Source organism: Pseudomonas sp. zjy_15 (assembly GCF_043101865.1).
In the GTDB taxonomy this organism is placed as follows: Bacteria; Pseudomonadota; Gammaproteobacteria; order Pseudomonadales; family Pseudomonadaceae; genus Aquipseudomonas; species Aquipseudomonas putida_Y.
Map to the genome: position 1 here is coordinate 83,915 of NZ_JBICII010000100.1, position 19,662 is coordinate 103,576.

Sequence of the window (19,662 nt, forward strand, 5' to 3'; positions counted from 1 at the left end):
AGAAGACGCAGTGCCATCCCATGGCAACTGCGGTTGCCCAACAACACTAAGTCATACCTGACGACTGCGCAAAGCCTATTGGATCCATTTTTGCCGAAGCCCATGAAAACGCAGGGAAAACCCCTGCCCTGAAAAACCACGACGCACACTTGTTGCGCCAGCCATGGCAGCACTGGCTATGCTTTGCCCAGCCGCAGGAAGCGGCATTTTCCAGCAACAACGGAGTGTTCATGTCCCTAGCCCTCGTCCACAGCCGCGCCCAGGTTGGCGTGCAGGCACCGGCGGTCAGCGTCGAAACCCACCTGGCCAACGGCCTGCCTCATCTCACCCTGGTCGGCCTGCCGGAAACCACGGTCAAGGAAAGCAAGGACCGGGTGCGCAGCGCCATCGTCAACTCCGGGCTGAAGTACCCACAGCGGCGCATTACCCAGAACCTCGCCCCCGCCGACCTGCCCAAGGATGGCGGCCGATATGACCTGGCCATCGCCCTGGGCATCCTCGCCGCCGACGGCCAGGTGCCGATTGCCACCCTGGCCGATATGGAATGCCTGGGCGAACTGGCGCTGTCGGGGAAATTGCGCCCGGTGCAGGGCGTGCTGCCTGCGGCACTGGCGGCACGCGAAGCAGGCCGGGCGCTGGTGGTACCACGGGAAAATGCCGAGGAAGCCAGCCTGGCCGGCGGGTTGGTGGTGTATGCGGTGGGCCACCTGCTGGAGTTGGTCGCCCACCTGAACGGCCAGGTGCCGCTGCCGCCCTACGCTGCCAACGGCCTGATCCTGCAGCAACGCCCCTACCCGGACCTGAGCGAAGTGCAGGGCCAACTGGCAGCCAAGCGTGCCTTGCTGCTGGCTGCGGCCGGTGCGCACAACCTGCTGTTCACCGGGCCGCCCGGCACCGGCAAGACCTTGCTCGCCAGCCGCCTGCCCGGGCTGCTGCCACCACTGGACGAGCACGAAGCGCTGGAGGTGGCGGCAATCCAGTCGGTCAGCGGGAAAGCGCCGCTGAACAGCTGGCCACAGCGACCCTTTCGCCACCCCCATCACTCTGCGTCCGGCCCGGCGCTGGTCGGTGGCGGTAGCCGACCGCAACCAGGTGAAATCACGCTCGCCCATCACGGCGTGTTGTTTCTCGACGAACTTCCGGAGTTTGAGCGGCGCGTACTGGAAGTGCTTCGCGAGCCACTGGAGTCAGGTGAAATCGTGATTGCCCGTGCCCGCGACAAAGTGCGTTTCCCCGCGCGCTTCCAGCTGGTGGCGGCGATGAACCCCTGCCCTTGCGGCTACCTGGGCGACCCCACTGGCCGCTGCCGCTGCAGCACCGAGCAGATCGCGCGCTATCGCAACAAACTTTCCGGGCCACTGCTGGACCGCATCGACCTGCACCTGACCGTGGCTCGCGAAAGCACTACGTTGAACAACCAGCCTTGTGGTGAAACCAGTGCCGATGTCGCCGTCAGGGTAGCTGAAGCGCGGGAGCTGCAGCACAGGCGACAAGGGTGTGCGAATGCATTTCTAGACCTTGAAGGTTTAAGGCATCACTGTGGGTTGGTAGCGGCGGACCAAGTCTGGCTGGAAGGGGCCTGCGAGCGGCTGACCTTATCGCTTCGGGCGGCGCACCGGTTGTTGAAGGTGGCGCGGACACTGGCGGACCTGGAGGGATGCGAGACGATAGGCCGGGCGCACTTGGCCGAGGCCCTGCAGTACCGGCCGGGGAGCAGTTAGATTGCCAGGGTTGTGAGGCCCCCCGTAGGAGCGGGTTCACCCGCGAAGAGGCCGGCACAGCCATACCTCACTGACCGCCGGCCAAAGCCTCTTCAACCACCTTCAGCAGCACCTCTTCAGAAAACGGCTTGCCCAGGCAGGCCAGTGCCCCAAGGCCCATCGCTGCCCGTACCGAGCCATCATCCCAATGTGCCGACATGCAGATCACCGGCAAGCACCACCCCCGCTGTGCCAGCTCACGCTGTACCTCCAGCCCACTCATCCCCGGCATCTTCAGGTCAAGCAACACACAGCCCGCCTCACCCGCCAGTGGCGAGGCCAGGAATGCGTCCGCGGCGGAAAACGACAAGGTCTCGAACCCCACCGAGCGCAGCAGGTTGGCCAGGCTTTTGCGCACCGAGGCATCGTCGTCGACGATGCACACCCCTCTGCTCATGCGCCGCCCAGGCTCGCAGACCGCGCTCCGAGGAGGTTGTGCATGGCCGCAAGCTCCAGCAGCGAGCGGGACTGCATTTTGTTCATGATGTTCTTCTTGTGCACCTTGGTCGTCACCTCGCTGGTGCCGATCTGCCTGGCGATCTGCTTGTGCGACAAGCCGCCGACCACCAGCGAGAAGACCTGGCGCTCACGGTGAGTCAGGCGCTGGTACTTTTCCTCGACCTGCCGCGCATGGAGCCACTTGCGGCCTTCGGCCACGGCACGGGCGCGCACTGTCTGCAACAGGGTCAGCAACTGGTCTTCATCGAATGGCTTGGTCAGAAACTCCACCGCCCCGGCGCGCATGGCCTGAACGGTCATCGGGATGGTGCCGAAGCCGGTCATGAACACGATCGGCCAGGGCAGCGCCAGCCGGCACAGCGCATCCTGTACCTCCAGGCCGCTTGTGCCAGGCAAGTGCATGTCCAGCAGCAGGCAGGCACAGGGGGTTTCCAGGCGGGCCTCGAACAGCGCCTCGGCGCTGGCAAACAAGTGATGCGGGATGTTCTGCGAACGCAACAGCCGGCCCAGAGCGGTGCGCACCGACGGGTCGTCATCCACCACCAGCACCGGCACGTTCACACGCTCATCGAGCGGCTCGACAGTCTCGGCCACGCTGCGCAGCAGCGACCTGCCCAGTGCCTGACCAGGCACCTCGAGGCTGATCTGCGCGGCCAGACGGTAGCCCCGGCGCGGCACGGTCTGGATCAGGCCGCGGTCGCCAAAGGCCTTGCGCAGCAAGGACACCTGGACCTGCAAGTTATTGTCCTCGACCACCGTGCCAGCCCACACCTGACTGAACAGCTCGTCCTTGCCGACCACGCGGCCCTTGGCCCTGATCAGCGTGGCCAGCACTTCGAAAGCACGCCCACCCAACAGGATCGGCTTGCCGTCGACAAAGACTTCGCGCCGCTCCAGCGACACCAGGGCATTGCCTATTCGGATCATGGCTTCCTCGCGCGGGCACGGGCGTTTTCGCTGCATGGGCAGCCTAAGCCAGCATACGCATTCAGACAATTATCCCGAGGGATAGGTTGGCCTGAGGACTATACAAAAGTCAGCCAGCCCTCAGGGGACGATAACGGACAACAGCGTGCCCGTTCCTGCCAAGCAGGCTGTAACCCGCATCCATGCTGGGCCCGCTGCGTATACTCGCGCCTCAGGATGTCGCTAGCGGGGGTGCTTTATGCTCGATGAACGCCTTGCCCACAGGCCCATCGATTACGACCAGTCAATCGACGAGGGCTGGCTGAACCGATGCGAGATCAGCGCACTGGGCAAGGAAGGTGAGCTCAGCTACTTCCGACTGCGTGACCCGGCCACACTCCAGGCCTGGATCGCCGTGCGCGCCCCGCTTGAGGCCCCTTCCGCCTGTCAGCGCCTAGAACGTGACTACCGCCTGCAACTGGACCCGCAGTGGGCGGTGATCCCCTCGGCGTTCGTGCGCTCGGCCGAAGGCCCATTGCTGGTGTACCCGGCCGGGCGCTCAGTCGCCGACCTGATCACTGAAGGCCCTGCGCCGCTGGAGCCGTTTCTCGACATCGCGGTTAACGCCGCCCTTGCGTTGGCGCAAGCGCATGAACGCAATGTGCTGCACGGTACACTGCAGCCGGAGCATGTGTGCCTGCACGCCCATCAGCAGGTGCGCCTGGGCTTCTTTCACGCCGACCCGGCAGAGCAGTTCAGCGAACAGGGATCCCCGCTCGGCAACTGGGCCTACCTGGCGCCGGAGCAGATTTGCCCGCACGGTAGCAGCTGCGACCGACGCAGTGACATCTATGCCCTGGGGGCGATCCTCTACCAGCTATTGGTAGGCGAGCTGCCGCTCGCCGGGCGCGACATCCAGCACTGGCGACAGCTGCATGCCGGCGTGCAGCCGCGGCCGGCCTGCGAAGTGCGCAGCAACGTACCGCCGCCCCTCAGCCTGATCCTGGCAAAGGCCTTGGCCAAAGAGCCGGACGCCCGCTACCAGAGCGCGCGCGCCCTTGCAGTGGATTTGGCTCACTGCCAGCGGCAGTGGGTCGCCCACAAAACCATGGCACCCTTCACCCCAGGCTGCGCCGACCCGGTAGCACCCGGCCACGCACGCCTGTATGGCCGCGGCGCCGAGCAAAAGGCTATCACCCTGCTGCTCAAGGCCTTGCATCGCGACAGCAAACCACAAGCCCTGGTCATCAACGGCGCTACTGGCATGGGCAAGTCGAGCCTGGTCGAAGCAGCGCTCAAGGCCAACGCTGAAGGTTACTGGGCCGTCGGCAAGTGCAACAGCCAGGCACAAGCCGTGCCCTACACGCCCTGGATCGAAGTGCTCGGAGCTCTGACTACCCAGTTGCTGACCAAGAACAGTCAGGACCTCGACACCCTGCGCCGCGAGATCCTGCGCCGCATCAAAGGTCATGGCCGTCTGCTCGGCAAGCTGGCCCCGGACCTGCAACTGATTCTCGGCCCCCTGCCACAGTTACCCGCCAAGCCCACGCGCCTTGCGTTGCACAAGGAACTGCACGCGATCATTGAGTTCCTGCAGGTTTTCAGCCGGCCGGGCCAACCGCTGGTGCTGTTCTTCGACGACCTGCAATGGGCCGACGACGCCACCCGGCAACTGCTGGCCCAACTGCTGGCTGACGCACCGGCCAACCTGCTGCTGATTTTCACCCGGTGCAACGATACGCCCACCACCAGCGCACAGCTGGCCATACCCGCAGCGGTGCGCAGCACCACGCTGAACCTGCGGCCGCTGGCCGTTGGGGCGGTGGCCGAGCTGATTGGCGAGCGCTTCCATGTTGCCCCCGAAGACGCATTTCAGCTGGCCGAACTGGTGCACGGCAAAACGGCGGGCAACCCGTTTTTCGTCAATCAGATCCTCAGGGCCATGGTCGAAGACCAGCTGTTCATCTTCGACACCCAGGCCATGCGCTGGTCATGGTGCCTGCAGGCCGTGGCCCGGCACTGCTATTCCGACAATGTCGCCGACCTGATGGTCCACCGCCTGGGGCGCCTGGCGGCACCGCAACGCGAGCTTTTGCGAGTCGTCAGCGCGGCGGGCAGCCACTGCGATGAGCGCCTGCTTCGGCAAGTGCTTGCCCAACCGCCAGGCGAACCGTTGAAAGCCTTGATTGGCGCCGGTTTCGTGCAACCGGGCCAGAACGGCTTGGGCTTCACTCATGACCGGGTGATGGAGGCTGCTTATGCACTCACGCCCGTACACGAGCGCGCCTCGCTGCATGCACGCATCGCCCTGGCCATGCGCCAGGCTTGGCCAGACCACATGCAGGAGGGGCTGTTCGAGCTCGCCAGCCAGCTGCAATGTGCCACCCCCCGCGGGTTTGCAGCGGATGATTGCGAAGCGTTCCTGCAGCTTTTACGAGATGCCGCATCACGCGCACGCGATGCCGGCGCCTTCGAACAGACCGCAGGCTACCTGCATACCGCCGAGCAGTTGTTGCACCACAGCGCCACACTGGAAAGCCGCGCCACGCATGGCTTTGCCATCGCCTGCATGGCGACGGAGTGCGACATGCAACTGTCACGAACGGTCGCGGCCGAGGCACGCCTCACTGAATGCCGACAGCGTGCCCGCTCGGTGTTGGACCAGGCACGAGCGTGCCGGCTGCAGGCATTGCTGTATACCTTGCGCGGTGACTATCAGGCAGCCATCGACAGCGCCCTGAGCGGCCTGGACTTGCTGGGTATAAGCCCGGTACGGGGCATCGACTGGCAAGAGGTCGAGGCCAGTCATGCCCATGTCCAGGCGCTGGTCGAACAGAAAGGACGGCATTGCCTGGAGTCGCTGCCGCGCACCGATTCGGAGGAGGTGATGGTTGCCATCAGCTTGTTGGCCACCCTGTCATCATCGTTCTTCGTGAAGGACGACATCTGCTTCCTGCACCTGGCCAAGCTCATGGAGATGTCGCTACTGCACGGTGTTGCGCCTGGCAGCACCTACGGCATGGCCTGGTACGGGGTGATGATTGCCGAGCGTTTTGGCGCTTACCATGATGGCCATGCCTGTTGCCTGGCCGCGCTCAAGCTGATCGAACGGCACGGTTTCGACGCTGATCTGACCAGTGCGCTGCTGGCTCTGGACCAGGTCAGCGCCTGGACCTCGCCCATGGAATTCGCCCGACGCACCGCGCTGGACGCGGTCGACTCGGCGCGCCTGAGCGGTGACCTGGCGATGAGCTGCTATGCCTGCAACCACCTGGTTTCAGACTCGCTGTTCATGGGCCGCTACCTGCCGGACGTGGTCGAGGAAGTGGCGCAAGGCCTGGCCACTGTGCGTCACCACGGCTACCGCGATATCGAGCTGATCCTGCAGGCCCAGCAAGCGTTCGTCGCCAACCTGAGCGGCCTGCCCAGCCCAGCCCCGGCCGCACCCTCGAGGTCGCCCACAACGCGGTTCTTCCAACACCTGTTCGCCGCCATGTGCGCCTTTTACATGGGCAATATCCCGAAGGCCATGCGCGACCTGGCATTGGCTGGTGACAACAGCTGGGCGGCACCGGCGCACATCAACCTGGCCGACTATCACCTGTTCCGCGGCCTGGCCCTGGGCAGCCCCGAAGCCCACGGCAGCCTTGCCGACAAGCTGCGCGAGCTACAGGCCCTGCGCGAGCGCTTCAGCCGCTGGGCCGGCTTCAACCCGGCCACCTTCCGCAGCAAGCAGTTGCTGATCGAGGGCGTGATCGCCAAGCTCGATGGCGACGGCCTGGCCGCGATCCGCTGCTTCGACCAGGCGCAGATCGCCGCCACTGCTGCCGGTTTCATCCACGAGCAGGCACTGGCCCATGAACAGCTGGCCGAGGTGTGCATCCCCAACGGCCTGATCTCCGGCGCCAACCTGCACCTGCGTATCGCCCGCGACTGCTTCCATATCTGGGGCGCGACCGGCAAGGTGCACCAGCTAGAGACGTTGCATCCATTTCTGCGCACCCAGCCGGTTCAGGAAACTTATCGTGCCACCCACCAGGCCAGGCTGGACCTCGAAGCCGGTATCGAAGCTGCGCGGGCGCTGTCCGAGGAAGTACTGCTCGAAGGCCTGATCGAAACCCTGATGGGCCATCTGACCCAGCACTCCGGTGCCGATCATGGCGTGTTGCTGATTGTAAGCGGGGCCGAATTCCAGATGGCTGCCCTGGCCCACATCGACGATGCCGGGTTGCACGTGAGCATGGACAACTGCCAGAAGTTCATGACCCAGGCGCCGCTGTCAGTCATCAACGCCACCATGCGCACCCGCAAACCGCTGGTGCTCAACGATGCCCTTGATGAGTGCCCAGAGGCCTTCCGCCAACAATTGCAGGCACGCAACGCCCGCTCGGTGTTGTGCCTGCCGCTGGTGATCCAGGGCGTGCTGATCGGCCTGGTGTACCTGGAAAACCGCCTTGTGCCGAACCTGTTCGGCAGTCAGCGCCTGGCCATGCTGGAGATCCTCGCCTCGCAGGCGGCGGTATCGCTACAAACGGCCAAGTTCTACACGCGTCTGGCCGAGGAAAACCAGATCCGCGCACAGATGGAGGCTGAGTTGCGCCGCTCGCGTGCGGAACTGGCACGCAGTGCGCACTTGCAGGCGATGAATGAGCTGTCAGCGTCCATCGCTCACGAAATCAGCCAGCCGCTACTGGGCATCGCTTCCAATGCCGCGGCCAGCCTGCGCTGGCTGAAGCGCGCCAACCCCGACCTGGAAGAAGCGATTGCCGGCCTGGAAGATATCCGCAACGACAGCGAACGGGCCGGCAACATCGTGCGGGCGCTGCGGTCCCTGGCCAAGCAGTCACCGATGCAACTCAAGGCGGTGAAGCTGGACGAATTGATCCGCGAGGTGGTGCGCCTGACCTCGGCCGACGCCGCCAGGGGCAAGGTGGATGTGCAGACGCTGTTACAAGCCGGGGTATGCGTGACAGCCGACCCGGTGCAGTTGCAGCAACTGGTGTTCAACCTGATTACCAATGCCTTGGAAGCATTGGCGGGGTATCGCAGTGACGGGGTGCTGAAGATTGGATCGGCGGTGGTCGAGGATGGGGTGGAAATCTGCGTGGACGACAACGGGCCGGGGATCGTGGCGGACGAGCGGGAGCGTATATTCGATGCGTTTCATACCACCAAGACCGGTGGCATGGGGATGGGCTTGGCGATCTGCAGTTCGGTGGCTCAGGCCCACGGCGGGCAGTTGCAGGCGCTGGTGTCGCAGTTGGGTGGATGCCGGATTCGCTTCTTTCTGCCTGTGAGTCACTCATAGCCTGTGCCGGCCTCTTCGCGGGTAAACCCGCTCCTACAGTCGGCACGGGCATTGTAGGGGCGGGTTTACCCGCGAAGAGGCCGGTACAGGTTTACATCATCGCGAGGCGAGCGCCGCGTAGCTGTTCATCAGGTTGCGGTAGTTGGGAATACGCTGCGACAGCAGGTTGCCCAGCCCTTCGATGTCGTTGCGCCAGTCGCGGTGCAGTTCGCAGGCCACCGAGAACCAGTTCATCATCTGCGCACCCGCCTGGGTCATGCGCACCCAAGCCGCTTGTTGCACGGTTTCGTTGAAGGTACCCGAGGCATCGGTCACCACGAACACTTCAAAACCTTCCGCCAGCGCCGACAGGGTCGGGAAAGCCACGCACACATCGGTCACCACACCGGCGATGATCAGTTGCTTGCGGCCCGTGGCCTTGATTGCCTTGACGAAGTCTTCGTTGTCCCAGGCGTTGATCTGGCCCGGACGGGCAATGTACGGCGCATCCGGGAACATTTCTTTCAGCTCGGGCACTAGCGGGCCATTCGGGCCTTGCTCGAAGCTGGTGGTGAGGATGGTCGGCAGGCCAAAGAACTTGGCCAGGTCGCCCAAGGCCAGCACGTTGTTCTTGAATTCGTTGGGCGAAAAATCCTGCACCAGCGAGATCAGGCCAGTCTGGTGGTCGACCAGCAGCACCACGGCGTCGTCTTTGTTCAGGCGCTTGTAATCGGGTTGGCTCATGGGGTGACTCCTTGGGTTGGGATAACGGGCCGGCACTGTCCGCAGGGGTTATACCGGTGGATAAGTTCTGCTTAAGAAAGTACCTGCGCCTGCCGCCAGGCCTTGGGTGGCTGGCCGACCAGGCGGCTGAAAGCGCGGGTGAAATGGGCCTGGTCACAAAAGCCGCACTCCAGGCTCACATGGGTGATAGGCGCCTCGGTGGCGAGCAAGCGCTTGGCCTTTTCCATGCGCGCCAGCAGGCGCCAGGCCTGCGGCGAAAGGCCAGTGTTGACTTTGAACGCGCGGGAAAAATGGCTGCGGGTAAGGTTGCACACCGCGGCGATCTCAATGATCGACAACGGGCTGTGCAACATCAGCTCCTTGGCCCGGCGCAGCCGCGCGGGCGTGAGTGCGCCGGGGGTTTGCAGCGGCGCTTCGGGCGTCCCAGGGTACATGGCGACTCTCCTGTTCAATGCAGAAAGTCTCGCCCCCGGCACATGACGAAGTCCTGAGCCAAACCTGAATTATTGTTAATTGTGCGCTGCTGGCCCTGAGCGTTTTGCCGATACCTTAAGATGCGTTTCGTATTCAGCTTCTGGCCGCTACCCGCGGCCGGCATTCAAGGCGAAAGAGGTATGCAGGAAAAACCCGCACACCGCACCGTGGCCATGGTGCTGTTCAACGATGTGCTACTGCTGGATGTCACCGGCCCCATGGATGCATTCGCCATCGCCAACCGGTTCTTGCCAGCAGAACGGCAATATCGGCTGCTGACCTTGGCCGAGGGACAAGCGGTGGTACGCGGCTCATGCGGCCTGAAGGTAGTGGCAGACCGGCGCCTGGAAGACTTGCCGGAGGCCGTCGACCTGTTGCTGGTCCCGGGCGGCCCAGGGGCTTATGCCGTCGCCTTGCCAGGGATCGAGCGCTGGCTACCCAAGGCCGTGCGCCAGGCCAAACGCTTCGGTGCCATCTGCACCGGGGTGTTCCTGCTGGGTCGGGCCGGGTTACTCAATGGCTATCGCTGCACCACCCACTGGAATTACGTGGAGCGCCTGGCACAAGCGTTTCCCGAGGCCAAGGTGGAGACCGAGCAGATTTATGTGATGGATCGCTGCCTGATCACCTCGGGCGGTATCACTGCAGGGATCGACCTGGCACTGGCGGTGGTTGCCGAGGACCATGGCAAGGCGCTGGCCCTGGAAGTGGCCAAGGTGCTGCTGGTTGCCCGTCATCGTCAGGGCGGGCAGACACCTTACGGGCCGTTGCTGGCTGCGGTACCACGCGACGACTCGCCGATTGCCCGGGTACAGGCCTATATAGTCGACCACATCGAGCAGGCATTCACCGTGCAGAAAATGGCCGAACTGGTGGCCATGAGCGGGCGCAACTTTGCCCGAACGTTTCTGCGCGAGGTGGGAATGACGCCGCTGCAGTACCTGCAGAATGCGCGCATCGACAGCGCGCGCAAGCTGCTCGAAGGCAGCGACCTGCCGTTAAAGGTTGTGGCAGCGCAGTGCGGGTTTGGCAGCGACCGGCATTTGCGCAAGGTATTCTGTGAGCGGATTGGCATGACGCCGGCGCAGTATCGGGCACAGTTTGGTGGGGGATGAGCGCGGGCCACTCCCACAACTGACCGCAGCCACCGTCTCTTTTTTCAGGACAATGTTTCTTCCCGACATCAGATTGTCTAATGCCAGCCCAGCCTCCAGAATCGTCGGCCAACCTGTAATAACGCTGCCCCGGCAGCTCATGGAGTAAGAGCCAATGCCACACGAAGGCAGCCTTCTGCAAACTGCAGTGATCTTCCTGCTTGCCGCCGTCCTCGCCGTCCCCCTGGCCAAGCGCTTGCAACTGGGTGCCATGCTCGGCTACCTGCTCGCCGGTGTGGTCATCGGCCCGCAAGCACTTGGCCTGGTCCACGACACAGAAAGGGTGGCGCACATTTCCGAACTGGGCGTGGTCTTGCTGCTGTTCATCATCGGCCTGGAGCTGTCGCCCAAACGCTTGTGGCTGATGCGCAAGTCGGTGTTCGGTGTTGGCACTGCCCAAGTGCTGCTGACCGGCGCGGTTATCGGCGCCATCGCCCTGTTCGGCTTCAGCCAGACGCTGCCCGCGGCCATCGTGCTCGGTCTGGGCCTGGCGCTTTCGTCAACCGCCCTTGGCCTGCAGAGCCTGGCAGAGAACAAACAGCTCAATGCCCCGCACGGCCGTCTGGCATTCGCCATCCTGTTGTTCCAGGACATCGCCGCGATCCCGCTGATCGCCTTGGTACCACTGCTGGCCGCCACTGGCCCGGACACCAGCAGTGGCGACAGCCTGGAGAATGGGCTGAAGGTATTCGCCAGCATCGCCGTGGTCATCATCGGCGGCCGCTACCTGTTGCGCCCGCTGTTCCGCACCGTGGCTCGCACCGGCCTGCCGGAAGTGTCCACTGCCACCGCACTGCTGGTGGTGATCGGCACCGCCTGGCTCATGGAACAAGCCGGTATTTCCATGGCCCTGGGCGCCTTCCTCGCCGGCCTGCTGCTGGCAGACTCGGAATACCGCCACGAGCTGGAATCACAGATCGAACCCTTCAAGGGCCTGCTGCTGGGGCTGTTCTTCATCAGTGTCGGGATGGGTGCAAACCTGCACCTGCTGCTGGAGATGCCGCTGGTGGTGTTGGGCCTGACCCTGTTGCTGGTGGCCGTGAAGCTGGTGCTGCTGGTCGGCACCGGTCGCCTGGCCGGCGGTCTGAGCGGCGCCAGCGCGCTGCAACTGGGCATGGTGCTGGCCGCCGGCGGCGAGTTCGCCTTCGTGGTGTTCAAGCTGGGCAAGGACCAGGGCCTGTTCGATACCCAGACCTACGACCTGCTGCTGATGACCATTACCCTGTCGATGGCCATCACCCCACTGCTCATGATTGGCTGCGCCCACGCCCTCAAACGTGCGCAGCCAGTGCGTGAAGTGCCCGAACATTACAAGGCCATCGACGCCGGCACACCGCGGGTGGTAATCGCCGGCATGGGCCGCATGGGCCAGATCGTCGCGCGTATCCTGCGGGCACAGAAGATCCCGTTCGTTGCCCTGGAAACCTCGGTGGATGCCATCGAGATGACCCGTATGTTCGAGCAGGTGCCGGTGTTCTACGGTAACCCGCTGCGCCCCGAGGTACTGCATGCGGCCAAGGTGGGTGAGGCGGAGTACTTCATCATCACCATCGATGACCCGGAAGCCGCCATTCGTAGCGCTGAACGGGTAAAACGCCTGTACCCGCACCTGAAAGTGCTGGCCCGGGCGCGTAACCGCCAGCACGTGCACAAACTGGCGGATGTGGGCGCCGAACCGATTCGCGAGACATACCACTCCAGCCTGGAAATGGCCCGCCGGGCACTGGTGGGGTTGGGCCTGAGCGATGAACAGGCGGCGGACCGCATTGCACGGTTCACCCAGCATGACGAAGAGGTGCTGGAGGCCCAGGGGCAGGTACGTGATGACCGGGCCAAGGTGATGCAGACGGGCAAGGAGGCGCGGGTGGAGCTGGAACGGTTGTTTGAATCGGATGCGGATTGAGGCCTTTTGGCGCATGCCTTGAGGGTTGTAGTGCCTGTGAGATCGAGCGCCGCCCGCGCGGCGCTTCGCGGGTAAACCCGCTCCTACGTCTGTTTCGGGCCAGTTATTCCTGTGGGACGCGCACGCGAGCCCCCTGGCGCACGCCTCGATATCGCGTCGTACAAACAAGGCGGTCGCGCGCGCCTGGCACAGGAGGGACTGGCCAGAAACAGACGTAGGAGCGGGTTTACCCGCGAAGCGCCGCGCGGGCGGCGCTCGATCTCATGGGCGCCCAAAAACTATCGCCAGGCACCTGGAAGCCATCCTGCAATTTCCTGACGATCACCTCGCCGCCATGACGCGAACTCACAAAAACCATCACAAATCGTCTAATTCTCAGCTGGGTCCTACTTCCCCGCGAACCATTTCCTACGTTCACGCCAATCCCAAGGAATTATCCTACACACCGTGTCGACGCCCGTCTGATTGTCCAAGGAAGGCCTGCTCTCTAGGCTGACCGGGTCGCTGTCGGTTCAGCGATCGGGTGTGGAAACCCGGATGTGATGAAGGGCTGCCGTTATGGCAGTTGTGCGCGTGAGGCCGTTTGGCCTACCGGCTTGCCTTCTCACCGGTTTTCCACCCCGCGCACAACTGCCGCCTTCTGCGTGGAAACGGGTGGTTGCAGTTCAATCCTGGAGAAGGAATTGCCATCAAAAGAATCGTCCCCGATCCACCCCTCCCCAACACCACCCAACGCTCTTTCAGCCGCTGCGATGCCGGCCATCCCCCATTGTTCACCGTAAACCCCGGCGTTTCCGCCCACGATGCCCTGGTGCATGTCGCCCAATACCTGCGCGGTGCCTACGACCGTGGCTACAAAGCCTTGGAGCATCTGGATGACACAGGCAAGAGCCTGTTCTGGAGCAACCTGAACGCACTCGAAATGGCAGAAGGTTTGGTTGAGGCATTGCTGGATGGGATTGAGTCACAGCCAATAAGTTGAAGCGATTTACATCAGTCCTGAGCAGGCTGCAATGACTAGCCTGCTCTACCCAAACGCCGGAAATACCCTACACAACGCGTCACCCTCCGTCTGATTGTTAGGGGGGCCCCTTCGCCATAGGCTTACCTGGCCGCCGCCACATCAGCGACTGTTCCCAGTCAGGTATTTCATTGAGCCCCAACAGCCCAGCCGCAAAAAATGCCGAAAAGAAAGGCCAGAACTCCTGGCTGGACGAACAATTACCCGACCTCAGAACACTTGCGCGTGAACTACGCGCCCAGGCTATCGAAGAACTAGCGCCTGCTGATTCGCATGACGCTGCAGTCGAGGTTGCTGCACTGCATCTGGGCTTGGACAGCAAAAACGTTGAGGTAGTCAGCATCAGCAGCCCACTGGGCGACATCCGGATTCAGCGCAGCTGTATCTACCACATCGTCGAGAAGAGACAGGACGCCCGGGAACGCTATGTAAAGGTAGCGCTGGATACGTTAATCGGACCATTTGAGGTATGGCAGGTCGCTTACACCAATGACACTTTCAGGCTGGCCTTCATCGGCGTCTACGAAACCAGGCGCCAGATGCTGGTAATCGTGACCCTCGACAACGGCAAAACGCTGTGGAATTTCATGCAGTGCGATGCAAAAGCACTGAACAAACATCGCCACGGGCTGCTGCTCTACAAGCGGTACAATTTTCTGCCAAGAAAAGAAAAGGGCCACTGTCACCAGTGGCCCTGTATTTGCGCTTGATATTCATATACACACCCTCAAGCAGGGGTGTGGAGGTCTCACCCGACGCTGATGATTCAGCCATCGACGGGGTTCCTACGCCAGCTTTTACCGCTGAATGGCAGCTGGTTTCGCGCTCAGTTCAAACGCTAACAACACTCTACGATCAAGTCAACGGTAGCCCCAAGGGGAGGCTACCCATCAGGTTACTTAGTGTTACTTACCCGCAGTCAGCGCGTTATAGCTGGTCATCAGGTTGCGATAATCCGGAATGTGGTTGGAGCAAAGTGCAGCCAGCCCTTCGACATCGTTGCGCCAGTCGCGGTGCAGCTCGCAGGCCACGCCGAACCAGGTCATCAGTTGGGCACCCGCCTGGCTCATGCGGTCATGCGCGGCATCACGGGTCATTTCATTGAAGGTGCCGGAAGCATCAGTCACCACGAACACGTCAAACTCTTCTTCCAGGGCAGACAGGGCCGGGAAAGCTACGCACACTTCAGTCACAACGCCGGCGATGATCAGTTGCTTCTTGCCGGTAGCTTTCACGGCCTTGACGAAGTCTTCGTTGTCCCAGGCGTTGATCTGGCCAGGGCGGGCAATGTACGGCGCATCCGGGAACAGGGCTTTCAGTTCCGGCACCAGCGGGCCGTTGGGGCCTTGCTCGAAGCTGGTGGTGAGGATGGTCGGCAGGTTGAAGAACTTGGCCAGGTCAGCCAGCGCCAGCACGTTGTTCTTGAACTTGTCCGGCTCGATATCGCGCACCAGGGACAGCAGGCCAGCCTGGTGGTCGACCAGCAGTACGGCAGCGTCGTCTTTGTTCAGGCGGTTGTAGGTGAATTTGCTCATGGTCTGTGCTCCTAAGGGTTATGAATTTTTCAGCAATCCGGGGTGTTTCGCGTTGATGGGCACAGATTAAAATCATCACCTTTGCGGCGGTAGTTAGCAGAATCTGGCTTTAGCGTTCTGATTTATGAACGATGGATTTGTCGGGGGCTGTGCCGGCCTCTTCGCGGCTAAAGCCGCTCCTACACGGACCGCATAACCCTGTAGGAGCGGCTTCAGCCGCGAAGAGGCCGGCAAAGGCAACCAAATACCCGGAGACCGATCATTGGAAGACCTCAACTCCCTCTACTACTTCACCCAGGTCGTCGAACATGGCGGCTTCGCCCCGGCCGGGCGGGCGCTGGACATGCCCAAGTCAAAACTCAGCCGGCGAATCGCCGACCTTGAAGACCGTCTGGGCGTGCGGCTGCTGAACCGCACCAGCCGCCACTGCTCGCTGACCGAGATCGGCCAGGCCTACTACAACCGTTGTCTGGCCATGCGTGTGGAGGCAGAGGGCGCGGCGGAAATCATCGAGCGCAACCGCAGCGAACCGCGCGGGCTGGTGCGCATCAGTTGCCCGACTACCCTGCTCAACTCCTGGGTCGGGCCGATGCTGACCCGCTACATGCTCAAGTACCCGCAGGTGGAGCTGTTCATCGAAAGCACCAACCGCCGCGTCGACCTGCTGCATGAGGGCTTCGACATCGCCCTGCGGGTGCGCTTTCCGCCGCTGGAGAACACCGACATGGTGATGAAGGTGCTGAGCAACAGCACCCAGTGCCTGGTCGGCCAGCCTCAATACCTGGCGCAACTGCCCAAAGGGTTTGACCCACAGCTGCTGGGCACACTACCCAGCGTGCATTGGGGCAGCGCACAGCGCGAGTACCAGTGGGAACTGTTCCAGGGTGAGGACAACAGCCGCAGCATCGTCATCCCGCATACGCCACGTATGGTGACTGATGACCTGTTTGCCTTGCGCCACTTCGTGGTAGCTGGAGTGGGGATTGCGCACTTGCCGCGGGTGGCGGTGCGTGAGGACCTGGCGGCGGGACGTCTGGTTGAGCTGATTCCGGACTGGCACCCGCGCTGCGGTATCGTGCATGCAATCTTCCCATCGCGGCGTGGGTTGCTGCCGTCGGTGCGGGCGCTGATCGACCATCTGGCTGAGGAATTTGCCATCAGCGACATGGCTTGAGGTCCCGACTGGCTGACCCGGCCTCTTCGCGGGCATGCCCGCTCCCACTGGTATTTGCACAAGGCTCGGGACCGGTGGTGGCCCTGTAGGAGCGGCTTTAGCCGCGAAAGGGCCGGTACAGGCAATGCAAATCCCCACCCAGCACACCCTTACAAGACCTTGGGTCTACTCTTCTTCCACACTCCCGGATCATCCCCCGGAGCCCCTCATGATCCGCGCCACTCACGGACCAGGCCGCGCCCTGCTCGCCACCCTCGCCCTGTGCCCGGCGCTCAGCCAGGCCGATGAACCCGGCTGGTCGCTGCTCAGCCGCAACTATTTCCTGCACAGTGACTTCCGCTCGCCCTCCGGCAGTGGCCAGAACTACCGCCAGGAATGGGCCCAAGGCTTCATCGGCGAGGTGCGTTCCGGTTTCACCGAAGGCACTGTCGGCGTCGGCATCGATGCCCATGGCTTTCTTGGTCTCAAGCTCGACGGCGGCCGCGGCCATGCCGGCACCGGCCTGCTGCCACGCAACAGCGATGGCCGCGCCGAATCCGAGTACTCCAGCGCCGGGGCCGCGCTCAAACTGCAGCTAGGCAACACCCGGTTGCGCTATGGCGAGATGATGGTGGAAACCCCGGTGTTCGACACCGGTGACAAACGCCTGCACCCGGAATACGCCACCGGCTGGCTGGTGGAAAACACCGACCTGCCCGACTGGCGCCTGCAGGCCGGGCGTTTCACTGCCTTCAACAACCAGGACAACAGTTCCACCCACGACGACTTCAGCGGCTACGGCGCCAGCACCCACAACCGGGCCATCAGCCTGGCCGGTGCCACCTTCGCGCCCAACGGGCCGTTCGGCGCCGCACTGTATGCCGGGCAGTTGGAAAACACCTGGCGCCAGACCTATCTCAACCTGATCCTGGCCGAGGGCAACTGGCGCCTGGACGGCAACCTGTACAAAACCCGCGACACCGGCAACGCTAGCGCAGGGGCGATCGACACCCTCGCCTACAGCCTGCTGGCCAGGTACAGCTTCGGCGCCCAGGCGCTGAGCCTGGCCTACCAGAAGGTCGAGGGCAACACGCCTTTCGACTTTGTCGGCGGCGACTCGATCTACCTGGCCAACGCGATCAAGTACGCCGACTTCAACGGCCCTGGCGAGCACTCGTGGCAACTGCGCTACGACCTGAACTTCGCCACCCTCGGTGTACCTGGCCTGAGCCTGATGGGCCGCTATGTCATCGGCCGGGGCATCAACGGCAGCCATGCGCCTGCGGGCGGCATCTATGTGAACCAGTACGGCGACGGCGGCAAGCACTGGGAACGCGATATCGACCTGAAATACGTGGTGCAGTCAGGGGCTGCCAAGGACCTGAGCCTGTCGTTCTCCCACGTCAGCCACCGCGCCAACCAGGCCCAGGCGGGCGGTGATATCGACCGCATCTACCTGATCATCGAATACCCACTCAAAGGCAGCTTCTGACATGAGTACATCCCCTTCAGGTGCCTGGAGCCCGTTGCGTAACACCACCTTCCGCATGCTGTGGATCGCCACCATCGCCTCCAACATCGGCACCTGGATGCACGAGGTGGGCGCCGGCTGGCTGATGACCACGCTGTCGGCCAGCCCGCTGCACGTGGCGTTGATCCAGGTAGCCGGCTCGCTGCCGATGTTCTTCCTGGCCCTGCCGGCCGGCGCAGCGGCGGACATCGTCGACAAACGCCGCTACCTGTTGCTGGTGCAGCTGTGGATGTCTTGCGTAGCGGTGGTGCTGGCGGCCCTGACCTTGCTCGGGATGATGAACGTCACCTTGCTGCTGGTGCTGACCCTGGCACTGGGCATTGGTACAGCGCTGATGATGCCGGCGTGGAGCGCACTGACACCGGAACTGGTGGGCAAGGAGGACCTGGCCAACGCGGTGGCGCTCTCCAGTGTCGGCATCAACGTGTCACGGGCCATCGGCCCGGCACTGGCGGGGGTGGTGGTGAGCATGGTCGGCCCGTGGCTGACCTTTGCCCTGAATGCCATCTCGTTCGCTGGCGTGATCCTGGTGCTGTTCCTGTGGAAGCGCGAAGTGAAGGAACCACTGCTGCCGGCTGAGCGCTTCGTTGGCGCCATGCGCACCGGGTTGCGCTTTGCCCGCAGTGCCAAGCCTTTGCAGGCCGTGTTGCTACGCGCGTTGGCGTTCTTTTTCTGCGCCAGCGCCGGCACTTCGCTGCTGCCACTGATCGTGCGTGGCGAGATGCACGGCACTGCAGCGGACTTCGGCCTGCTGCTGGCGGCCATCGGTATTGGCGCAGTGGCGGGCGCCACCTTGCTGCCGCGCCTGCGTGAGCGCATCAGCCGTGACCGCCTGGTGTTACTGGCCAGCCTGCTGTATGCCCTGTTCCTGCTGGCCCTGGCGTTGGTGCGCAATTTCTATGCGCTGCTGCCCGCGATGCTGCTCAGCGGCGCGGCGTGGATCGCGGTGCTGTCCAACCTGCAAGTGGCTGCGCAGACTTCGGTGCCAGCCTGGGTAAGGGCGCGGGCTTTGTCGGTATACATTCTGATCTTCTTCGGCGCCATGGCCTGTGGCGGCCTGCTGTGGGGCACGCTGGCCAGCCATGCAACGATCACCTTCAGCCTGCTGCTGGCCGCAGGCGGCCTGGCGCTGGGTACCTTGCTGACCTGCAAGGTGACGCTGCCGGAAACCGAGGCAGAGGAGCTGACGCCGTCGCTGCATTGGCCGGTGCCGGTGCTGAGCGATGACATGGACAAGGAAGTCGGACCGGTGATGGTCACCGTCGAGTACCACATCGCCCCCACCAAAGCCGAGGCCTTCCAGCAGGCGGCGCGAGAGCTGGAAGCGATGCGCAAGCGCAATGGCGCATTGTCGTGGGGGTTGATGCGGGACAGTGCTGATCCGGCGCTGTGGCTGGAGTTCTTCTTCGAGGAATCATGGCTGGAGCATCTGCGGCATCACCATCGGGTGACCCGTGGCGAACTGAAGATCGAGGCGCGGGTCAGGATGCTGCAGACCGATGGGGTTGAGGTGCGGATTCGGCATCTATTGGCTGGTGGGGAGCATAAGGCACACCATTGATGCCGGCCCTTACGGCCCATTCGCGGGTGAACCCGCTCCTACACATGATCTGCGGTAAACACACACCGGACGTTGGAAACAGGCCGTTGTAGGAGCGGGTTTACCCGCGAAAGGGCCGGCACTGAAGACACAAGAAAGGGGCCAGTTATTGGCCCCCGTTCGTCACATCAGCTC

The 19,662-nt window shown here is 63.1% G+C and carries 14 protein-coding genes; 9 read left to right on the plus strand and 5 right to left on the minus strand.

The window, feature by feature from the left end; all coding sequences use genetic code 11:
* Positions 1-230: 230 nt before the first annotated feature.
* Positions 231-1,721, plus strand: a complete 1,491-nt coding sequence (locus ACF8EF_RS18520) for a YifB family Mg chelatase-like AAA ATPase (protein WP_392461519.1) — start codon at positions 231-233, stop codon at positions 1,719-1,721.
* Positions 1,722-1,788: 67 nt separating this feature from the next.
* Here ACF8EF_RS18520 and ACF8EF_RS18525 read toward each other — a convergent pair whose 3' ends face one another.
* Complete coding sequence (locus tag ACF8EF_RS18525) at positions 1,789-2,157, minus strand: response regulator transcription factor (protein WP_392461517.1); 369 nt, start codon at positions 2,155-2,157, stop codon at positions 1,789-1,791.
* Positions 2,154-3,146 (minus strand): response regulator, encoded by a 993-nt coding sequence (locus ACF8EF_RS18530; RefSeq protein WP_176683047.1) that lies wholly within the window; start codon positions 3,144-3,146, stop codon positions 2,154-2,156. The genes ACF8EF_RS18525 and ACF8EF_RS18530 overlap by 4 nt, the downstream gene beginning before the upstream one ends.
* A 238-nt stretch (positions 3,147-3,384) precedes the next feature.
* Between ACF8EF_RS18530 and ACF8EF_RS18535 the strand changes: the two genes are divergently transcribed.
* A complete protein-coding gene (locus tag ACF8EF_RS18535) occupies positions 3,385-8,433 on the plus strand; it encodes an AAA family ATPase (protein WP_392461515.1) in 5,049 nt (1,682 codons plus the stop codon).
* Positions 8,434-8,529: 96 nt separating this feature from the next.
* Here ACF8EF_RS18535 and ycaC (ACF8EF_RS18540) read toward each other — a convergent pair whose 3' ends face one another.
* Together ycaC (ACF8EF_RS18540) and ACF8EF_RS18545 are read right to left on the minus strand one after the other, a co-directional pair.
* Complete coding sequence (gene ycaC, locus ACF8EF_RS18540) at positions 8,530-9,156, minus strand: isochorismate family cysteine hydrolase YcaC (protein WP_003253573.1); 627 nt, start codon at positions 9,154-9,156, stop codon at positions 8,530-8,532.
* A 71-nt stretch (positions 9,157-9,227) separates the two neighbouring features.
* Positions 9,228-9,590 carry an AraC family transcriptional regulator gene (locus ACF8EF_RS18545; RefSeq protein WP_012054076.1) on the minus strand — a complete coding sequence of 121 codons (363 nt, stop codon included), beginning with the start codon at positions 9,588-9,590 and terminating at the stop codon, positions 9,228-9,230.
* Between the two features lie 180 nt (positions 9,591-9,770).
* Here ACF8EF_RS18545 and ACF8EF_RS18550 point away from each other — a divergent pair, with 180 nt between their 5' ends.
* From ACF8EF_RS18550 to ACF8EF_RS18565, 4 genes are all read left to right on the plus strand, one after another.
* Complete coding sequence (locus tag ACF8EF_RS18550) at positions 9,771-10,745, plus strand: GlxA family transcriptional regulator (RefSeq protein ID WP_176682851.1); 975 nt, start codon at positions 9,771-9,773, stop codon at positions 10,743-10,745.
* 154 nt (positions 10,746-10,899) lie between these two features.
* A complete protein-coding gene (locus ACF8EF_RS18555) occupies positions 10,900-12,687 on the plus strand; it encodes a monovalent cation:proton antiporter-2 (CPA2) family protein (RefSeq protein ID WP_339442837.1) in 1,788 nt (595 codons plus the stop codon).
* Between the two features lie 688 nt (positions 12,688-13,375).
* Complete coding sequence (locus ACF8EF_RS18560; protein WP_176683048.1) at positions 13,376-13,669, plus strand: hypothetical protein; 294 nt, start codon at positions 13,376-13,378, stop codon at positions 13,667-13,669.
* 170 nt (positions 13,670-13,839) lie between these two features.
* Entirely contained in the window at positions 13,840-14,418 is a 579-nt protein-coding gene (locus tag ACF8EF_RS18565; protein ID WP_392461514.1) for a PBECR2 nuclease fold domain-containing protein, read from the plus strand.
* A 195-nt stretch (positions 14,419-14,613) separates the two neighbouring features.
* On the opposite strand, the gene ycaC (ACF8EF_RS18570) is transcribed toward ACF8EF_RS18565, so the two are convergent.
* Complete coding sequence (gene ycaC, locus ACF8EF_RS18570) at positions 14,614-15,243, minus strand: isochorismate family cysteine hydrolase YcaC (protein WP_012274792.1); 630 nt, start codon at positions 15,241-15,243, stop codon at positions 14,614-14,616.
* A gap of 262 nt (positions 15,244-15,505) precedes the next feature.
* Between ycaC (ACF8EF_RS18570) and ACF8EF_RS18575 the strand changes: the two genes are divergently transcribed.
* The 3 genes from ACF8EF_RS18575 (at position 15,506) to ACF8EF_RS18585 (ending at position 19,488) form a co-directional block, all read left to right on the plus strand.
* Positions 15,506-16,417 (plus strand): LysR substrate-binding domain-containing protein, encoded by a 912-nt coding sequence (locus ACF8EF_RS18575; RefSeq protein WP_010955764.1) that lies wholly within the window; start codon positions 15,506-15,508, stop codon positions 16,415-16,417.
* A 208-nt stretch (positions 16,418-16,625) separates the two neighbouring features.
* A complete protein-coding gene (locus ACF8EF_RS18580) occupies positions 16,626-17,888 on the plus strand; it encodes an OprD family porin (protein ID WP_392461512.1) in 1,263 nt (420 codons plus the stop codon).
* A 1-nt stretch (position 17,889) separates the two neighbouring features.
* Complete coding sequence (locus ACF8EF_RS18585; protein WP_392461510.1) at positions 17,890-19,488, plus strand: MFS transporter; 1,599 nt, start codon at positions 17,890-17,892, stop codon at positions 19,486-19,488.
* The last annotated feature ends 174 nt before the right edge of the window (positions 19,489-19,662 follow it).

Excerpts from the sequence above, each read along its gene's own strand:
- ACF8EF_RS18545 (WP_012054076.1), bottom strand. The coding sequence starts at position 9,590 with ATGTACCCTGGGACGCCCGAAGCGCCGCTGCAAACCCCCGGCGCACTC.
- ycaC (WP_012274792.1), bottom strand. The coding sequence starts at position 15,243 with ATGAGCAAATTCACCTACAACCGCCTGAACAAAGACGACGCTGCCGTA.
- ACF8EF_RS18550 (WP_176682851.1), top strand. The coding sequence starts at position 9,771 with ATGCAGGAAAAACCCGCACACCGCACCGTGGCCATGGTGCTGTTCAAC.
- ACF8EF_RS18580 (WP_392461512.1), top strand. The coding sequence starts at position 16,626 with ATGATCCGCGCCACTCACGGACCAGGCCGCGCCCTGCTCGCCACCCTC.
- ycaC (WP_003253573.1), bottom strand. The coding sequence starts at position 9,156 with ATGAGCCAACCCGATTACAAGCGCCTGAACAAAGACGACGCCGTGGTG.
- ACF8EF_RS18535 (WP_392461515.1), top strand. The coding sequence starts at position 3,385 with ATGCTCGATGAACGCCTTGCCCACAGGCCCATCGATTACGACCAGTCA.
- ACF8EF_RS18520 (WP_392461519.1), top strand. The coding sequence starts at position 231 with ATGTCCCTAGCCCTCGTCCACAGCCGCGCCCAGGTTGGCGTGCAGGCA.
- ACF8EF_RS18585 (WP_392461510.1), top strand. The coding sequence starts at position 17,890 with ATGAGTACATCCCCTTCAGGTGCCTGGAGCCCGTTGCGTAACACCACC.
- ACF8EF_RS18555 (WP_339442837.1), top strand. The coding sequence starts at position 10,900 with ATGCCACACGAAGGCAGCCTTCTGCAAACTGCAGTGATCTTCCTGCTT.
- ACF8EF_RS18530 (WP_176683047.1), bottom strand. The coding sequence starts at position 3,146 with ATGATCCGAATAGGCAATGCCCTGGTGTCGCTGGAGCGGCGCGAAGTC.
- ACF8EF_RS18525 (WP_392461517.1), bottom strand. The coding sequence starts at position 2,157 with ATGAGCAGAGGGGTGTGCATCGTCGACGACGATGCCTCGGTGCGCAAA.